Source organism: Halobacillus karajensis (assembly GCF_900108515.1).
In the GTDB taxonomy this organism is placed as follows: Bacteria; Bacillota; Bacilli; order Bacillales; family Halobacillaceae; genus Halobacillus; species Halobacillus karajensis.
The window spans coordinates 213,120-230,033 of the sequence record NZ_FNWW01000003.1 but is presented as its reverse complement, the minus strand read 5'-3'; the positions used below and the strand labels follow the sequence as shown (position 1 = coordinate 230,033).

At 43.9% G+C, this 16,914-nt stretch carries 18 protein-coding genes; all 18 read right to left on the bottom strand.

Annotated elements, in window-relative coordinates:
- Positions 1–202: 202 nt before the first annotated feature.
- The gene (locus BLW54_RS08380) at positions 203–469 is read right to left on the bottom strand and encodes a hypothetical protein (protein ID WP_231622326.1); all 267 of its coding nucleotides are present in this window, start codon (positions 467–469) and stop codon (positions 203–205) included.
- A 71-nt stretch (positions 470–540) separates the two neighbouring features.
- Positions 541–1,170, bottom strand: a complete 630-nt coding sequence (gene pyrE, locus BLW54_RS08375) for an orotate phosphoribosyltransferase (protein ID WP_035505467.1) — start codon at positions 1,168–1,170, stop codon at positions 541–543.
- Complete coding sequence (gene pyrF / locus BLW54_RS08370) at positions 1,145–1,867, bottom strand: orotidine-5'-phosphate decarboxylase (protein ID WP_074733940.1); 723 nt, start codon at positions 1,865–1,867, stop codon at positions 1,145–1,147. Before pyrF ends, pyrE begins: the two co-directional genes overlap by 26 nt.
- Positions 1,833–2,765 carry a dihydroorotate dehydrogenase gene (locus BLW54_RS08365; RefSeq protein WP_035505471.1) on the bottom strand — a complete coding sequence of 311 codons (933 nt, stop codon included), beginning with the start codon at positions 2,763–2,765 and terminating at the stop codon, positions 1,833–1,835. The genes pyrF and BLW54_RS08365 overlap by 35 nt, the downstream gene beginning before the upstream one ends.
- Positions 2,762–3,511 carry a dihydroorotate dehydrogenase electron transfer subunit gene (locus BLW54_RS08360; protein ID WP_074733938.1) on the bottom strand — a complete coding sequence of 250 codons (750 nt, stop codon included), beginning with the start codon at positions 3,509–3,511 and terminating at the stop codon, positions 2,762–2,764. The genes BLW54_RS08365 and BLW54_RS08360 overlap by 4 nt, the downstream gene beginning before the upstream one ends.
- On the bottom strand, positions 3,508–6,711 hold the full coding sequence (gene carB / locus BLW54_RS08355) for a carbamoyl-phosphate synthase large subunit (RefSeq protein WP_074733936.1): 3,204 nt from the start codon (positions 6,709–6,711) through the stop codon (positions 3,508–3,510). The genes BLW54_RS08360 and carB overlap by 4 nt, the downstream gene beginning before the upstream one ends.
- Positions 6,690–7,799, bottom strand: coding sequence for a carbamoyl phosphate synthase small subunit (locus BLW54_RS08350; RefSeq protein WP_035505478.1), 1,110 nt, complete (start codon positions 7,797–7,799; stop codon positions 6,690–6,692). The genes carB and BLW54_RS08350 overlap by 22 nt, the downstream gene beginning before the upstream one ends.
- Positions 7,780–9,069 carry a dihydroorotase gene (pyrC, locus tag BLW54_RS08345; RefSeq protein WP_074733934.1) on the bottom strand — a complete coding sequence of 430 codons (1,290 nt, stop codon included), beginning with the start codon at positions 9,067–9,069 and terminating at the stop codon, positions 7,780–7,782. The genes BLW54_RS08350 and pyrC overlap by 20 nt, the downstream gene beginning before the upstream one ends.
- A complete protein-coding gene (locus BLW54_RS08340) occupies positions 9,070–9,966 on the bottom strand; it encodes an aspartate carbamoyltransferase catalytic subunit (RefSeq protein WP_074733932.1) in 897 nt (298 codons plus the stop codon). It abuts the gene before it with no gap.
- A gap of 158 nt (positions 9,967–10,124) precedes the next feature.
- Complete coding sequence (locus tag BLW54_RS08335; protein WP_035505484.1) at positions 10,125–11,513, bottom strand: solute carrier family 23 protein; 1,389 nt, start codon at positions 11,511–11,513, stop codon at positions 10,125–10,127.
- 169 nt (positions 11,514–11,682) lie between these two features.
- A complete protein-coding gene (gene pyrR / locus BLW54_RS08330; protein ID WP_035505486.1) occupies positions 11,683–12,225 on the bottom strand; it encodes a bifunctional pyr operon transcriptional regulator/uracil phosphoribosyltransferase PyrR in 543 nt (180 codons plus the stop codon).
- A gap of 203 nt (positions 12,226–12,428) precedes the next feature.
- The gene (locus BLW54_RS08325; protein WP_074733930.1) at positions 12,429–13,340 is read right to left on the bottom strand and encodes an RluA family pseudouridine synthase; all 912 of its coding nucleotides are present in this window, start codon (positions 13,338–13,340) and stop codon (positions 12,429–12,431) included.
- Positions 13,337–13,810: a signal peptidase II gene (gene lspA, locus BLW54_RS08320; protein ID WP_035505489.1), complete on the bottom strand. Its 474-nt coding sequence runs from the start codon at positions 13,808–13,810 to the stop codon at positions 13,337–13,339. The genes BLW54_RS08325 and lspA overlap by 4 nt, the downstream gene beginning before the upstream one ends.
- Positions 13,811–14,036: 226 nt before the next feature.
- Positions 14,037–14,561, bottom strand: coding sequence for a DivIVA domain-containing protein (locus BLW54_RS08315; protein WP_035505490.1), 525 nt, complete (start codon positions 14,559–14,561; stop codon positions 14,037–14,039).
- Between the two features lie 76 nt (positions 14,562–14,637).
- Positions 14,638–15,411: a YlmH family RNA-binding protein gene (locus tag BLW54_RS08310; protein ID WP_074733928.1), complete on the bottom strand. Its 774-nt coding sequence runs from the start codon at positions 15,409–15,411 to the stop codon at positions 14,638–14,640.
- Between the two features lie 74 nt (positions 15,412–15,485).
- Complete coding sequence (locus BLW54_RS08305) at positions 15,486–15,755, bottom strand: YggT family protein (RefSeq protein WP_035505494.1); 270 nt, start codon at positions 15,753–15,755, stop codon at positions 15,486–15,488.
- 3 nt (positions 15,756–15,758) lie between these two features.
- Positions 15,759–16,208, bottom strand: coding sequence for a cell division protein SepF (locus BLW54_RS08300; protein WP_035505496.1), 450 nt, complete (start codon positions 16,206–16,208; stop codon positions 15,759–15,761).
- A gap of 24 nt (positions 16,209–16,232) precedes the next feature.
- On the bottom strand, positions 16,233–16,904 hold the full coding sequence (locus BLW54_RS08295; RefSeq protein ID WP_074733926.1) for a YggS family pyridoxal phosphate-dependent enzyme: 672 nt from the start codon (positions 16,902–16,904) through the stop codon (positions 16,233–16,235).
- Between the last annotated feature and the right edge of the window lie 10 nt (positions 16,905–16,914).

Sequence of the window (16,914 nt, the reverse complement as noted above, 5' to 3'; positions counted from 1 at the left end):
TCGCGGCCCCCTGTCAAAGATGAGAGCGATGGATAAGCCGAACGATAAAAATCTAATGCTGCTTTGCCCCCTCTTTAAGACAAAACTATAATTTTTTCACAGGGACACAGACTGTAAGGCCTGCCCATGATTTAAGTTTCCCTGTAGACATTGAAGTTTGACATCCCAAGACAAAAAGAAAAGCCACGAATGCATCGTGGCTTCAGGTTAGAAAATAGGCAAACACGGCTATTGAAGCTAGATAAGAAAAAACCGCTTGTGCCCAGTATCGTTTGCTTTCCCGCTTTAACATGTAGATATTCCACATCACAAAAAGCCCAAGAGAAGCGACTAAACTTACTAATGGTTCAAGCGTCCACATGGATTCCATAAAAGCAAAGGCCACCCATGTATACAAATAAACAAAACATGTCAGCAAACCAAGGGAAGCATTCATAAGAATGAAAAAAGAATGTTTTTTTGATTTCATTTTCATCACCAATACGCTTTTGATGATTTCATCCTACTAGGACACAAAAGAAATAGCAACTCTTCTAGCCGTTAAGTTTTCGTAAAAATGTAAGGATTCTCTCGCCACTCTCTTAATTTAATTTCTTCCTTTGCTTCTAATTGATGATCTTCCACCAACTGATGAATCAACTCTTCATAGCTTGTTAATGCTTGATAGGAATAATTTTTATCTCGAAATGATTCCTTTGCTTGGGAAAGGTCATAAGTGAAAATAGATATCACTTTGATAACCTCCACCCCTTCTTGCTGAAGCGCGTCTGCGGCCTCGATGGAAGATTTCCCGGTCGATATTAAATCCTCGATGACAACCGCCTTTTGCCCTTTTTCTATATGGCCTTCGATTTGGTTTCCTTTGCCATGTTTCTTAGCCGATGATCTTACATATACCATTGGCAGATTCATTAAATCTGCCACCCAGGCAGCATGGGGAATGCCTGCCGTTGCACACCCCGCAATCACATCGACCTCTTGATCAAGGGCTTCTATTCTTTTCACAAAAGCCTTAGCGATATTCTTTCGGATCGTGGGATAGGACATCGTTAAACGGTTGTCACAGTAAATAGGGGATTTCAAACCAGATGTCCATGTGTAATAGTCTTCGGTTTCAATTTTGACTGCTCCAATTTCCAGCAAATCACGAATGATGGACGGACTTTGCATGTTGGAAGGCCTCCTTTATTTGTTGATACGTCTTCTCTGGTTGCCGTGCATCTCTAATAGCACGTCCGACGACAATCGAATCACTCCCTTTTTCTTCTGCAACGGCAGGGGTAGCGACCCGTTTTTGATCATGTTTCTCTCCACCGGAAAGTCGGATGCCAGGTGTTAAAGCAGCCAGATTTGTTTCCTTCTTAATAATAGCTGCTTCACTGACCGAACAAACAACGCCATCCACTCTACACTTTTCCGCCAACTGGCCATAATGTTTGACGACATCCGATAACGAGTGGTTGACGAGCACCTCTTCGTTCAGCATTTTCTGATCGGAAGAGGTAAGAACCGTTACAGCTAATAAGAGAGGTACCTCTCCAGCTGCTCCTTCTTCTAGTCCTCTTTTGGCTGCCTGCATCATCTCAGCTCCACCTTGGGCATGAACATTTATAACCTCAATATCAAGCCCTGCAAGGCTTCTCATTGAACGGCTGACGGTTTCAGGTATATCGTGGAGCTTCAAATCGAGAAAGATCGAATGTCCGTTTTTCTTCAAAGCATGAATAATGGAAGCTCCTTCTTTGTAATATAGCTCCATCCCCACTTTTACGGGGATTCCTTCAAGGGAATGCTCATTTAAAAAGGAAAGCGCCTCTTTTCCTGATTCAAAATCAAGAGCGAAGTAAATGGGATCCAGCTTTTTCATGGTGGACACCTCCTATGGCTTGTTCAACACTTGAAAACCCGTACCGTTCCAGAGTCTTAGGCAAGTGGTCAATCACTTCTTTACAAATAAATGGATTTTTAAAATTGGCACTTCCGATCGCGACGGCACTGGCTCCAGCCAGTAAATACTCCAACACATCTTCAGCTGATTCAATCCCGCCCATACCAATGATAGGAAGGTCAACCGCCTGATAGACCTGATGAATCATTCGAATACTGATTGGTTTAATAGCTGCGCCAGACAATCCACCTGTCCCATTTGCGATCACAGGCGTACGCGTTTTGGGATCAATTTTCATTCCTGTCAACGTGTTAATCATCGATAATCCGGAAGCTCCTGCTTGTGACGCGGCTATAGCCATCTCCACGATATCAGTAACATTAGGGGAAAGCTTTACATAAACCGGAACGTGACTGACTTGAACCACCTGTTCAATCACTTCCCCTGCTAACTGTGGATGGGTCCCGAACTGGACGCCCCCTTCCTTTACATTTGGACAGGAAATATTCAGCTCGATGGCGTCGACATAGGGGGAGATTCTTTCCGTAACGCACACATACTCTTCCACTGTACGACCAGCTACGTTCGCCATAATCGGAACTCCTTTTTCTTTTAAAAAAGGAATTTCATCCCTGATGATACTTTCCACCCCAGGGTTTTGCAGCCCAATCGCGTTCAGCATACCACTCGCCGTTTCAGCCACCCGTGGTGTTCCGTTCCCGAACCGTTTTTCTTTTGTAGCTGCTTTCATAATGACAGCTCCTAATTCAGAAAGATCATAGCATTGGGAGAATTCTTTCCCAAATGCAAAGCACCCGGAAGCAGGCATGATTGGATTTTTTATACTCAATCCTGGAAGTTTAATAGAAAGATTCATAGTACCACCTCTTCTGCACGGAATACGGGTCCATCACAGCAAATTCTCTTATACCCTTTCTCATCTTTGGATGGCACCACACAGGCAAAACATGCCCCAATGCCGCATCCCATTCGCTCCTCCATCGATAAAAAACCAGGGGTATCCGGAAGATCGTTTGCCACTGCTTTCAGCATAGCGGTAGGACCGCAGGTAAAGTACATATCACAATTTCCCGCCATCTCAGAGAGTACATCGGTGACACGGCCACACCTTCCGAGTGTTCCATTTTCAGTGGTGATATGGACATCACCTAATGCTTCGAAATCTTCAAGCAAAAATGCCTCTTCTTTTGATCTGAACCCGAGAATGCTCGTTACCGAGACACCTTTCCTCCTTAATTGTTTAGCAAGGCTGTATAAAGGAGGTACCCCAACACCGCCTCCAATGAGGAGCGCATGATTGGCATGGATTTGATCGATAGGAAAACCTTGCCCCAGAGGTCCGAGGACCTCCAGGGAATGGTTCTGTTTCGTTAAGGCTTCTGTTCCATCCCCCATCACTTTATAAATAAGGGTGATCGTCTCGTTCAGAGGGTCATAATCAGAAATGGATACAGGGCGGCGTAAATAGAAACCATCCATGCGGATATGAACGAATTGTCCCGGTTCTTTAATCTCATGAACCATCTTCCCGTGTAAAACAAGACGGTACGTATCTTCAGCCAATGGTTCATGGGAAAGAATACTCATTAATTCATTGATCATTGAGGCACTCCTTCCATAGGTGTGATGGCTCGAGCGGAAAAGGACATGGCATTAATGACTTCGACAATGGTCTTAGCTGTATCCAGACTCGTTAAACAAGCAAGCCCATGTTCTACAGCTTCTCTGCGGATTCTAAAGCCATCCGATCTTGCCCGCATCCCTTTATTCAGAGTATTGACAACAAACTGAACTTCCCCATTTTGAATCAAGTCGATCACATCCCGCTGGTGAGATCCTACTTTGCCTACCGCTTCAACAGGAATGTCCGCTTCCTGGATGACCGACGCCGTTCCTTCTGTAGCAAAAAGACGGAAACCGAGTTCGAAGAAGGTTTTCGCAATTTCCACCATTTCGGATTTATCCTTATCTGCAACTGTTAACAAGACAGAGCCTTGGGTAGGGATTTTCAATCCTGCAGAAGTCATCCCTTTGTAAAGCGCCTTTTCCAATGTCTGATCATACCCGATGACTTCACCGGTTGATTTCATCTCAGGCCCAAGCGTCGTATCGACACTTCTCAGTTTTTCAAAAGAGAAGACAGGCACTTTGACATATACACCCGTTGGTTTTTCCGCAATTCCTGATGTGTACCCATGATCACTTAGACGCTCGCCTAAGAGGACATTCGTAGCAAGCCGGGCCATAGGAACCCCTGTGATTTTGCTAAGAAAAGGTACCGTACGGCTTGCCCGTGGATTCACCTCAAGCACGTAAGCTTTATCTCCAAATACGACGAACTGGATGTTGATGAGACCTTTCATATTTAATTCTCTGGCTATTTTCATGGTGGCATCAATGCATTGTTGTTCGACCTCTTTTGTCAGTCTCTGTGTTGGATAAACAGCCATGGAATCCCCTGAGTGGACACCTGCACGTTCGATGTGTTCCATAATGCCAGGAATAAAGACATCTTCCCCATCTGAAATAGCATCGACCTCAATTTCCATCCCCGTCATATATTTATCGATTAAAATCGGATGGCCATTATGCACCGTAACATTGGCTTCTAAATAGGAAGAAAGTTCTTCTTCTGAATAGACAATTGCCATAGCCCGGCCTCCCAAGACATAGGAAGGTCTGACGACAAGAGGATAACCGATTTTTTCAGCTGCCCGAAAAGCTTCTTCTTCACTTGTCACACTCTCTCCGCCAGGTTTTGCAATGTCTAAGTCGTTGAGCAGTTGTTCAAACAAATCCCGGTCTTCCGTTTTATCAATCGACTCCATTGTTGTTCCTAATATTTGAATCCCTTCCCTCGTCAACTCCTCAACAAGGTTAATCGCTGTCTGTCCCCCAAACTGCACAATGACACCTTCGGGTTGCTCGAGGTCAATGACGTTCATCACATCCTCGATCGTGAGCGGCTCAAAGTAAAGCTTGTCGGAAACGCTAAAGTCTGTAGAGACAGTTTCTGGATTGTTGTTCATGATGATGGCCTCGTAACCCATTTCCTTCAAAGCAAGTACGGAGTGAACGGTAGCGTAGTCAAATTCTACTCCCTGCCCAATCCGAATCGGGCCGGAACCGATGACAAGCACTTTTTTGTTCTTTGTTGGAATCGCTTCATTTTCATCCTCATAACTACTATAAAAATAAGGAGTTTCCGACTCAAATTCGCCAGCACATGTGTCCACCATTTTATAAACAGGAAGGAGATGATGTTGTCTGCGCATATCCCTCACATCTGCTTTGCTCTTCTCTGTTAAGCGAGCAATTTGCTGATCAGAGAAACCGAGCTTTTTACTTTTTTCCAATAAAGATAGCGAAAGAGTTTCGCTGGCCATTTCTTTTTCAAACTGGATCATTCGTTCAAGCTTATAAAGAAAGAACAAATCAATGCCGCCTGTGGTTTCATGTAAACTTTCAATCGAATACCCTCTTCGCAGAGCTTCTGCAAGTAAGAAGATTCTTTCATCATCCGCTTTGTTTAATCGCTCTGTTAATTCTTCGTCCTTCAAGCGGGCGGCATAAGATAAATACAGCTCTTCCGTATCTCCTTCCAAGGATCGTATCCCTTTAAGGAGCGATTCTTCCCAACTTCGCCCTATACTCATCACTTCTCCCGTTGCCTTCATCTGCGTACCCAGCTTTCGATTCCCTTTGGCAAATTTATCGAATGGCCAGCGTGGGATTTTCGTTACCACATAATCGAGCGCCGGTTCAAAACAGGCATAGGTGGTGCCTGTGATCGGATTTTGAATTTCATCCAATGTCATACCGATAGCAATTTTCGCTGCTAGTTTCGCTATCGGATATCCTGTTGCTTTCGATGCCAGAGCAGAAGAACGACTGACCCGAGGATTCACTTCAATGACATAGTATTGAAAGCTATCAGGATCAAGAGCGAGCTGGACATTACATCCGCCTTCGATTTGAAGCGCTTGGATAATTTCCAATGAAGCATTTCTGAGCATTTGATATTCCCGGTCGCTCAGTGTCTGAGAAGGAGCTACAACAATGGAGTCTCCTGTGTGAATGCCCACCGGATCAAAATTTTCCATGTTACAAACAACAATTTTATTGTCTGCCCCATCACGCATAACTTCATACTCGACTTCTTTAAAACCAGCGATATTTTTTTCAATTAAGCATTGCCCTACAGGGGACATGGACAGGCCATTTCTAGCCGTTTCTCTCAGCTGCCCTTCATCGTCACACATGCCTCCGCCTGCTCCTCCCATCGTATAAGCAGGACGGACGATGACAGGATAGCCTATCTCAGAAGCGAATTCCAGCGCCTCATCAACTGTACTGACAATTTCACTTTCTGGGACCGGTTGATCCAATTCATGCATCAAGGAACGAAATTTCTCACGGTCTTCTGCCCGCTGGATCGCATCAAGCGGTGTTCCTAATAACTCCACATTATAGTCTTCTAGAATCCCAGATTCGCTCAACTCCACAGCTAGATTCAAACCGGTCTGCCCTCCAAGTGTTGGAAGTATCGCGTCAGGGGTTTCTTTGCGAATGATTTTTTGTAAAAACTCAAGAGTCAATGGTTCCATATATACTTGATCAGCAAAGGTATGATCAGTCATGATTGTAGCCGGATTCGAATTGGCCAATACCACTTCATATCCTTCTTCTTTCAAAGACTGACAAGCTTGCGTGCCGGAATAATCAAATTCTGCCGCCTGACCGATCACGATCGGTCCAGACCCTATCACAAGGATTTTTGTTAAATTTGTACGCTTAGGCATTTGGAGTCCTCCTTTGTCTTCTTCTGCTCGGTGTTAATCATCGTAATGAATTCATCAAATAAATGGGATGTATCTTCTGGCCCAGGAGAACTTTCAGGGTGGTACTGAACGGAAAAAAGCGGGAATTGTGCATGCCTGACTCCTTCCACAGAATCGTCATTCAATGAGACTTGCGTGAGACGCAAATCTGTCTGTTCCAATGAATGGGTGTTGACTGCATATCCATGATTTTGCGATGTGATATAGGTTCTTCCAGTTTCCAGGTCCTTAACCGGTTGGTTGATTCCTCTGTGACCGAATTTCATTTTTGATGTATCCGCACCTGAAGCAAGTGCGATAAGCTGATGTCCGAGACAAATGCCGAACACAGGTACTTGTCCTATGAGTTTTCGAATCGTAGCAATAGCTTCAGGGACATCCTTTGGATCTCCGGGACCATTGGAAAGCATAACCCCATCCGGCTTTAATCGTAGGATTTCTTCAGCCGTCGTATGATAAGGAACTACCGTTACGTGACAATGGCGTTTCGTAAATTCTCTTAAAATCCCGTGTTTCATTCCAAAATCCATCAGTACGATCCGCTCTCCTCGTCCTGGGACGACGTATGGTTTAACGGTCGACACTTGTTGTACTTGATCTCGGGCTAACGGTGTTGATTCAAGTTCCCTTAACACGTCAGAAATCGAGCGGTCTGCTGATGTGATCATAGCTTTCATTGTTCCATGCTTTCGAATGATCTTTGTTAATTTTCTTGTGTCCACCCCGCTGATCCCAGGGATATTCTTAGCTTGCAAAAATTCATCGATGGTTTCTTCATTCCTAAAATTGGATGGGAATGTGCAGTGTTCTTTAACAATCACTCCGAGTGCAGCCGGGTTTACTGTTTCAAAATCATCACGGTTGACTCCATAATTTCCAACAAGCGGGTAGGTAAATGTAATCATCTGTCCACAATAGGATGGGTCAGAAATCACTTCCTGATATCCTGTCATTCCTGTGTTGAAAACAACCTCCCCAATGGTTTGACAATCACTCCCAAACCCTTCTCCTACAAATACGGTTCCATCTTCAAGTACGAGCTGCTTCATTTGTTTTCTCCTCCCATACGATTTTTCCTTCAACCATCGTTCGTTCCGGCCAGCCTTTTACCAGCCATCCCTGGAATGGGGTATTTTTCCCTTTGGATATAAATTGTTCTCGGTCAATTAGCTTCTCTGTATGGACATCAACGAAGGTTAGATCTGCGAAACCTCCTATTTCTAATGTTCCATATGAAAGTCCAAACGTTTCAGCTGGCTTCCTGGTCAACCATTCAATCAACTGCTCTAGGGTCTGCTCCCCTCTTTCTACCAAGTGTGTATATAAAAGCGGAAAGGCTGTTTCAAGACCAGTAATCCCAAATGGTGAATATAAGAACCCTTGCTGTTTATCCTCTTCCGTGTGAGGGGCATGATCGGTCGCAATAAAATCGATGGTTCCATCGATCAACCCTTCTATTAAAGCTTTCTGATCGGCTTCTGAACGAAGCGGCGGGTTCATTTTAAAGAACGCATCATCTTCCAAGATATCTGTTTCATTAAGGATCAAGTGGTGCGGCGTTACTTCTGCAGACACAGGAATCCCAGCCCTTTTCGCGTCACGAATGACACGAACAGATTCCTTTGTTGACACATGACATACATGATAATGGCATCCTGTGGCTTCAGCCAAAAGGACATCTCTTGCAATTTGTACAGATTCCGCTACATTTGCGATTCCAGGAAGGTTTAAACGTTCACTCACCTCTCCAAGATGGGAGACCCCTTTGTAAACAAGCGAGTTGTCTTCACAGTGGGCGACAATCGCTTTATTTAAGCGGCTGGCTTCCTTCATCGCTTCATACATCATACCAGCGGTTTGAACCCCGACCCCATCATCTGTAAAAGCAAAAGCGCCTAAAGCTGAGAGGGTTTCCATATCAACTAATTCTTTACCCAGCTGACGAGTAGTAATGGACGCATAAGGTAACACTCGTACGGAAGCCTGCTTCTTCACTTTTTCCAACAGGTGGTTCATCGTTTCTTTGGAATCTGGGACAGGCTTCGTATTCGGCATGGCACATACCGTAGTAAATCCTCCTCGCGCTGCTGCTTGTGTACCTGTTTGGATCGTTTCTTTTTCTTCATCCCCTGGCTCGCGCAAGTGGATATGGACATCTACAAACCCAGGGAGGACAAGACGGTTGTTTGCATTGATCACTTCATCTGCTTCCCCTACGTGACTGGATATATTTAAAACCTTTCCTTTTTCAATCAGGATTTCCGCTTCCTGAAAGCCATCCTTTGTGTACACGTTCCCATTAATAATTTTCGTTTTCATTTAAAGCTCCCCTTTCATTACTGCCTCAATGATAGCCATACGCATCGTTACCCCGTTCGTCATTTGCCTGAAGATCCTTGATTTGTCGCATTCAACAAGCGCACTATCGATTTCCACCCCTCGATTGACAGGGGCGGGATGAAGAATGATGCTGTGATCCATCATTCGGGCTTCCCTTTCCTGTGTCAGCCCGAACGCTTCCAGGTAGCCCCCTGTCTTCTCATACGTGCTATGTCTTTCATGCTGAATACGAAGTAGCATAAGAACATCACAACTCTCTACCGCTTCATCCATCGGGATGTAGACCCCCGCCATTGAAGTATCCTGCCACTGGGGTTTACTCACGAAAGAAACCTTTGCTCCTAGCTGCCGGAGAGCATAAGCATTCGACCTTGCAACACGGCTATGTTTAACATCACCGGCGATACATACATGCAATTCTTTAAACGTTTGAAACTGTTCATAAATGGTGTATATATCAAGCAGTGATTGAGTAGGGTGTTCTCCACACCCATCTCCGGCGTTTATAAGCTTCATGTCCAGACCATCCATACAGCCGCGTAGCCCACCTACTTGGGATTGCCGGACAACCGCAAGATCAACCCCAACCGCCGCAAGAGTTTTCAGCGTGTCCTGTAAACTTTCTCCTTTGGTTAAACTCGAATCCATTCCGGCAAGCTCTACAACATCGAAGCCAAGTTTCCTTTCAGCCATGTGGAAACTTGTTTTTGTCCGAGTGCTTGGTTCAAGAAAAAGATTAGCAGCAAAACGACCGGAGAAGGATGGCCGTTCTTCTGGAATTTCCATTCTTTTTGCCAATGAAAGCAGTTGATAAATCTGGTCATTGTTCAACTGTTGAATGGAAAGTAAGTGCTGGTTTCGTGGAATAGTTGTCATGAATCATCTCTCCGTTCTTTTTTATTCGGCACTAAAGAGAAAAAAAGCACCCCCAGGTGTCTGGGGGTGCTTGACTCGCTGCATGACAAACGAGCCAATCCCTAGTACACCTTTTCGAGCCTCTCTGGACTCATTTAAAACGTAGTATCTAGCGTTGGTTAAGCGACCTGATTATTTTTTTCATCCTCTTCAACCGCTGGCTCTTCAAACATGCGGCCGTTTCCATAACCTTTTTCCTTGCCAGGAAGAACGAGGTTCAGAAGAATTCCGACGATGGCGGCAAGGGCCATCCCTGCAATCTGCACCTCTTCCGTTACCTGAACAAAGGCTCCTCCTACACCAATGACAAGAATGACAGAGGCAATGATCAAGTTTCTCTTTTCTCCAAAGTCAATCTGGTTATCAATCAACATTCGCAATCCACTGGAAGCGATAATCCCGAACAGGAGGATAGAAACCCCTCCCATGACAGCTGTTGGAATAGAACCGATTATTGCTGTCACCATTCCAATGAACCCAAAAATGATGGCGATCACTGCCGCTCCTCCGATGACAAACACACTGAAGACCCGAGTAATAGCAAGAACCCCAATATTCTCTCCATAAGTCGTATTTGGAGGTCCGCCAAGACAGGAAGCAATAAATGTGGCAACTCCATCTCCAAGAATCGATTTATCAAGCCCTGGTTCTTTTAAGAAGTTCTTGCCTACGACCTTGGATAGTACCATTTGATCCCCTGTATGCTCCGTAATTGTGACAAGGGCAAAAGGAACCATCAGAAAGGCGATTTCCCAACTGACCACCTCCAATGGGGAGAAGTCGACAAAAGGGACAACAAATTCAGGCATTTGAAAAATGGCAGCGAGCACACCCATGAAGGATCCTGCACTTGTGATGGCCGTCCATTCTTCCTGTATCCCACTCGTGTCCACAATACCTTGAGTAAGTGCAAACACATACCCGCCAATAATCCCGAATAAGATCGGAAGCAGAGCAAAGAATCCTTTAAAATAAATCGACGCTATAATGGTAATCGCAAGCGTCACAAGTGCAACCATCAAGTGTTTTCCACTGTATATGTTTTCCTCCTGACCTGGCAAATACATGGCCATATCCACCGCTGTTGACGCAAGACCGAGGCCGATCACAATAATGACCGGGCCGACGACAATCGGTGGTAGAAGGGCCATCAGCCATTTTGTTCCAAACATAGAGATGAGCAGGGCAACGACTCCATAAACAAGCCCCGCCAAGAAACTTCCCACCATGGCACCTGCCACGCCGCTCGATTGGGATACCTCAATGATGGGAGCAATGAAAGCAAAACTTGAGCCTAGGTAAGCGGGTACTTTTCCACGTGTAATCAGCAGGTAGGCAAGCGTCCCAAAACCACTGGAAACCAGGGCGACCGATGGGGGCAATCCCGTTAAAAACGGGACAAGGATGGTTGCCCCAAACATGGCGAATAAGTGTTGCAGGCTCAAGACAAGCCATTTATTCATGGCGGGTACTTCATTAACATCTAATGCTGCTTTACGTTGTTTCATTGTGATGTCCTCCTTTGGTGTCGAAAAAACTTATCGGTAACAATGAGCCCATAAAAAAACCTCTTTGCGCTTAAAAAGTACGCAAAGAGGTAGACGTGTGGCTATCACACGTTTATCCATTACGAACCTTTTAAGCCTCACGGGACTTCCTTTAAAGGTTTCTATTCATTCACTTTTCGTAAATGTTCACTTCATCCTTTTGATCTGTTTCCGATAAAGTAACCGTAATTATTTCTTCTTGTGATGTCGGGACGTTCTTCCCAACATAATCCGCCCTAATCGGAAGTTCTCGATGCCCCCGATCCACTAAAACCGCGAGTTGTATTTCTTTCGGCCTTCCGAGATCGATCAATGCATCCATCGCGGCACGCACAGTTCGTCCGGTATAGAGCACATCATCTACTAGTATAACTTTCTTTCCATCAATATCTGCTTCTATATTCGTTTCTTTTAACTGAGGTTCGGCTCCATTATCCTGAAGAGTCAGGTCATCCCGGTAGAGGGTGATATCCAACTCGCCATCCGGCAGGTCCTCCCCTTCAATCTCCTGAATTTTTTGTTTCAAGCGCTGAGCTATTGGAACTCCACGTGTTTTTATTCCTACAAGGACCAGATCCTCGATCCCTTTATTCTTTTCAATGATTTCGTGGGAAACTCGCGTTAATGCTCTGCGAATAGCTGCCTCATCAAGCACCGTTGCTTTTGCATTCATGGATAGGTCCTCCCTTGACAAACGTTTATGGTTTACACAAAAAACCCCTTTCCCGCATAAAGGCAGAAAAGGGGTTCCTATACACATCACCTGTGTATAAACCGTCACCTTTTCAGCCTCACGGGACTGTTTTTAAAGGTCTTTATATTCTATAAGGAATTATGACAAACCCCGCGGCGTTTGTCAACCATTCTTTTGCAAGTTCAGCCTTCTCTCGTTTCCAAATAGCGTAATGTATCCGTAAATTCCTGTGGTGCTTCCACCTCGAATTTTTTCCATTCCCCTGTTCTTGGATGTTCGAAGCCAAGAGATTTAGCATGCAACGCCTGCCCTTCTAGATCCAACGTTTTGCGGGGGCCATATTTTGGATCACCCGCAAGTGGATGATCTATGTACCGCATATGAACACGGATTTGGTGGGTACGGCCTGTTTCAAGAGTACACTCCACTAATGTAAAGGCATCAAAATGGCGAAGGACACGGAAATGGGTAACCGCTTCTCTCCCGTCCTCAACAACGGCCATACGCTGCCGATCTTTTGGATCGCGCCCTATAGGTGCATCGATTGTCCCATATTCATGTGGGATTTCTCCATGAACAATAGCTTCATATTTCCGCTCGACTGTTTTTTTTGATAGCTGTTCAGCCAGGGACTTATGGGCAAGGTCATTTTTGGCAACCATTAAAAGCCCGCTTGTATCTTTATCAATCCGATGAACAATACCTGGACGTTCAACACCGTTGATTCCGGAGAGGTCTTTCACATGATATAAAAGAGCATTAACGAGAGTTCCCGAATAATGTCCGGCTGCTGGATGAATAACCATACCTGATGGTTTATTGACTACAATTACATCTTGGTCTTCGTAAACGATATCAAGATCGATGTCTTCCGGAAGAATATCCATCGGTTCTGGTTCTGGTACCCTCCATGTGATCGTTTCCCCTGCCTGAACTTTGTAATTACTTTTTACTGCTTTGCCATCGACAAGAACCACATCATCCTTCAACCACCCTTGGATTTGGGATCTAGAAGCATCTGCGATAACATCTGATAACAATTTATCAATCCGTTTTGATTGATCTTGTTCTGTTACATTATAGTGTTCACTCAAGACTCCATACTTCCTTTCTTATTCCGTTCATCGACGAAAGTAGCAATCATAACAAATATCACGCCAATGACAAGAGACGAATCGGCAACATTAAAAATTGGAAAATTATAAGAGAAAATATACGTGTTGGCAAAATCGACGACTTCTTTTCTAAAAACACGATCAATAAAATTCCCTGCGGCTCCGGCCAGGATTAACGCGAGAGCAAAACCAACGACCTTGCTTTCTTTTCCGTATTGGTGTAAGTAATAAATCACAAATCCAATGACCACCACCGTAATAATATAAAAGAACCACATTTGTCCCTGAAGAATTCCCCAAGCGGCTCCTTGATTACGATGGGAGGTTAAATAAAAAAAGTTTTCGATAATCGGGATGCTTTGCCCGATATCCATTTTTGTGACAACCAGCCATTTTGTCCATTGATCAAGAATAAGGATAACAATGGCGATCATATAATACAAAATCATAAGCGGCCTCCAAGATTCTTATTCCTAGCCTATTGTACCACAAAACCGCTTCTACCAATAAAAAATCCTTAGCCAAAGCCCTTGTACAAAAGAGGTTTTTTGCGATTGGCATGATGGAACGAAGGATCAACATTCTTTTAATGTTTCATGGTAAGAAAAAGAGCGCTATAAAAAAAGTGCCGCTCTAGTGAACGGCACCTGGGACAGGTGTATGTACAATCCAGTTTTAAGTTTGGGAACTGTACTCTTCCTCCATCTTACGCTCCACTTCTTTCTCATCATCCAATTCAGTATCGAATAAATGATCCCAATCATCATTGTCGATCATATCGATTTGAGCTTCTACAAGCATACGCAGACGGGTTTTGAATACTTTGGCCTGTTTTTTCATGTCTTCCACTTCAATATTTATTCGGCGTGACTTCTCAAGTGCTTCATTGATGATACGGTCCGCGTTTTTCTCCGCCTCTTTAATGATTAGCTTCGATTCTTTATTCGCACTGTTTTTAACATCTTCTGCCGTTTCCTGTGCGACTAGAATCGATTTGTTCAGCGTCGTTTCAATATCATTAAAATGACCGAGACGTTCATTCAGTTGACTTACTTCACGCTCAAGCTCCTTCTTTTGGCGAATGACAATCTCATAATCTTTAATCACTTGATCAAGAAATTCATTGACTTCATCTTCATCATAGCCTCTGAAACCGCGCGTAAATTCTTTATTATGAATATCCAGTGGTGTTAATGGCACACCATCCACCTCCTAAACACTTCTATATACTTTATGAATTCGACAGGAACCTACTTTATCCTGCTTCTATTATTCATTAATTTAATTTTGCTGTCATGACTTTATATTTGTCTTTCTTTGTCTGTCCAAAGATTTCATCCAGACGGCTTCTCCCTTTTCCTCTCAAAGAAATAAGGTCTCCTTCTTCCAGAGAAAAAGAAGGGTCTTCCACAGTACGGAAATTGACCTTTACATGTCCACCTTCAATAAACATGGAGGCTTTATTTCGCGACATACCGTAGATCTCTTTCACCATCACATCAAGACGTAAAGATGATACAGTAGTCTCTCGAGTGGACCATGTTTCTTTACTTTCCATTTTCAAGGAAAGAGGCTTTTCCTCAAACTGCACATTGGAACGCTTAATACCCGTGAGGTTCATTTTGATATAATCACTAATTTCTGAAGCAGCTATCATTTGTATGATTCCATCTTGAACAATTAGATCGCCTATTTTTTCCCGGCGAATCCCGAGGGACATAAAGGCTCCAAGCACGTCTCTATGTTCAAGGTTTACAAATTTCTGTGGATAAGAAGCTTCTAGTAAGGTTAATTGGTAATCATCTTTTTCAATTCTTTCATATTCAGGGGCAAGAATAGCACGTTTACGTTCACTAGCGTCCGCCCCTCCTTGAAGCCCATAGATAAGATCAGCATCGCTCCCCATAATGGCCTTCAAGATCATTTGCTCCCGAGGATCCAGAAAGTCTGTGAGTTTCCGCTGATATTTTAAAGCCACATCCTCCCGCCAAGATAGTACCTGGTCAATGAACGGCTGTTCTTCCTTACGAAAATGCTGATAAATGTCCAACTAAAAACCCTCCATAACTACCAAAGGAACAGATGTGAGAGCATACGAAGGTGCTCTATGATCTGTTCCTCGTCTTATAGTCCCATAATCATATAATATAACTCTCCTAAACCAGCACGCGCAAAATTAAGGACAAGAATGGCCACAATTGGAGAGATATCAATCATGCCAAGAGGAGGGATAATCTTTCGGAACGGCTCTAAAAATGGTTCAGCCAATCGTGAAAATACTTCCCCAAATCTGGATTCTCTTGCACCCGGGAACCAGGACATCAAGATATAAATGATGAGAATCCAACTGTAAATTTGTAAAGCTGTCATTAAAATCTGAAACAAAAACGTCATGTCTTACCACCTTCTATTCATGTCATCGTCTTCTTGTGCCATCATTTCCGATATCGAACCTGATATTTCTACATTATCCGGAGTACATAGGAAGGTTTGCGTCCCAAGCTTCTGAATATCTCCACCTATAGCATATACGGTTCCACTTAAAAAATCTACAATGCGCTTCGCCTGATGATGATCCACACGCTGTAAATTAATCACAACAGCCCTGCGGCTTACGAGCTGATCTGCGATATTTTGAGCTTCATTATAACTGCTTGGCTCACTCAGCACCATCTTAGACGAAGATTTCGCACTTTTCAGGCTCACAACGTTTCCCTGATCCTGTCTCTTCGTACTCCGTTGTCTTTGGGCCGGTTCCTCTTCCAACTCGTCCTCCACTTCTTCTTCAATATACTCATATTCATCATCTAACGTGAAAAAAGAACGAAATTTATTCTTCATGCTCATTTTCATCACCTCTGATTTTATATTTTATTCACCGACAAGACTGGAACCTAAGCGGATATGAGTCGCACCTTCTTCAATCGCCAGAACGTAGTCATTGCTCATTCCCATAGATAAATATTCACAAGGGGCATGTGGGTACCGTTTATCTCTTATTCTGTCTCTTAAGGCCCTCAGCTGACGGAAAACACCACGGAGTTTTTCCTCGTCCTCTGTATGAGGCGCCATTGTCATCAAACCCACTATTTTAACATTTTCATAGGTACTCATCATTTCTATAAAACCTTCCACTTCTGAAGCGTCCAGCCCATGTTTGGACTCTTCCTCGCTGATGTTCACCTGGACGAAACAAGGAACTGGTGAAGGGGCTCTTTTGTTAATCTCCTTTGCCAAAGACTTTCGATCAAGAGAGTGTATCATGGACACTTGTCCAACAATATCCTTCACTTTCCGGGATTGTAATGTTCCGATGAAGTGCCAATCAGCTTCAACCCCAATCGTTTCATATTTTTCAAGCAATCCCTCTTTCCGATTTTCACCTAAATGAGTAAGACCTGCCTGAACGGCTTCCTGCGCGCGTTCAGTGGATACATATTTCGTAACGGCTATGATTGTAATGTCATTTCTTGATCGTCCACTGGTTTTACAAGCTTGTTCGATTTGTTTTTCGATTTTTGCTAAATTGTCTGCAACCGACATGTCTGAACTC

Coding starts and splice junctions, on each gene's coding strand:
- carB (WP_074733936.1), bottom strand. CDS start 6,711: ATGCCTAAGCGTACAAATTTAACAAAAATCCTTGTGATAGGGTCTGGA.
- BLW54_RS08380 (WP_231622326.1), bottom strand. CDS start 469: ATGAAATCAAAAAAACATTCTTTTTTCATTCTTATGAATGCTTCCCTT.
- pyrE (WP_035505467.1), bottom strand. CDS start 1,170: ATGCAAAGTCCGTCCATCATTCGTGATTTGCTGGAAATTGGAGCAGTC.
- BLW54_RS08350 (WP_035505478.1), bottom strand. CDS start 7,799: ATGAAGCAGCTCGTACTTGAAGATGGAACCGTATTTGTAGGAGAAGGG.
- BLW54_RS08365 (WP_035505471.1), bottom strand. CDS start 2,765: ATGAATCTTTCTATTAAACTTCCAGGATTGAGTATAAAAAATCCAATC.
- pyrR (WP_035505486.1), bottom strand. CDS start 12,225: ATGAATGCAAAAGCAACGGTGCTTGATGAGGCAGCTATTCGCAGAGCA.
- pyrC (WP_074733934.1), bottom strand. CDS start 9,069: ATGAAAACGAAAATTATTAATGGGAACGTGTACACAAAGGATGGCTTT.
- BLW54_RS08335 (WP_035505484.1), bottom strand. CDS start 11,513: ATGAAACAACGTAAAGCAGCATTAGATGTTAATGAAGTACCCGCCATG.
- BLW54_RS08295 (WP_074733926.1), bottom strand. CDS start 16,904: ATGTCGGTTGCAGACAATTTAGCAAAAATCGAAAAACAAATCGAACAA.
- BLW54_RS08300 (WP_035505496.1), bottom strand. CDS start 16,208: ATGAGCATGAAGAATAAATTTCGTTCTTTTTTCACGTTAGATGATGAA.
- lspA (WP_035505489.1), bottom strand. CDS start 13,810: ATGATTTTGTATTATATGATCGCCATTGTTATCCTTATTCTTGATCAA.
- BLW54_RS08360 (WP_074733938.1), bottom strand. CDS start 3,511: ATGATCAATGAATTAATGAGTATTCTTTCCCATGAACCATTGGCTGAA.
- pyrF (WP_074733940.1), bottom strand. CDS start 1,867: ATGAAAAAGCTGGATCCCATTTACTTCGCTCTTGATTTTGAATCAGGA.
- BLW54_RS08305 (WP_035505494.1), bottom strand. CDS start 15,755: ATGACGTTTTTGTTTCAGATTTTAATGACAGCTTTACAAATTTACAGT.
- BLW54_RS08340 (WP_074733932.1), bottom strand. CDS start 9,966: ATGACAACTATTCCACGAAACCAGCACTTACTTTCCATTCAACAGTTG.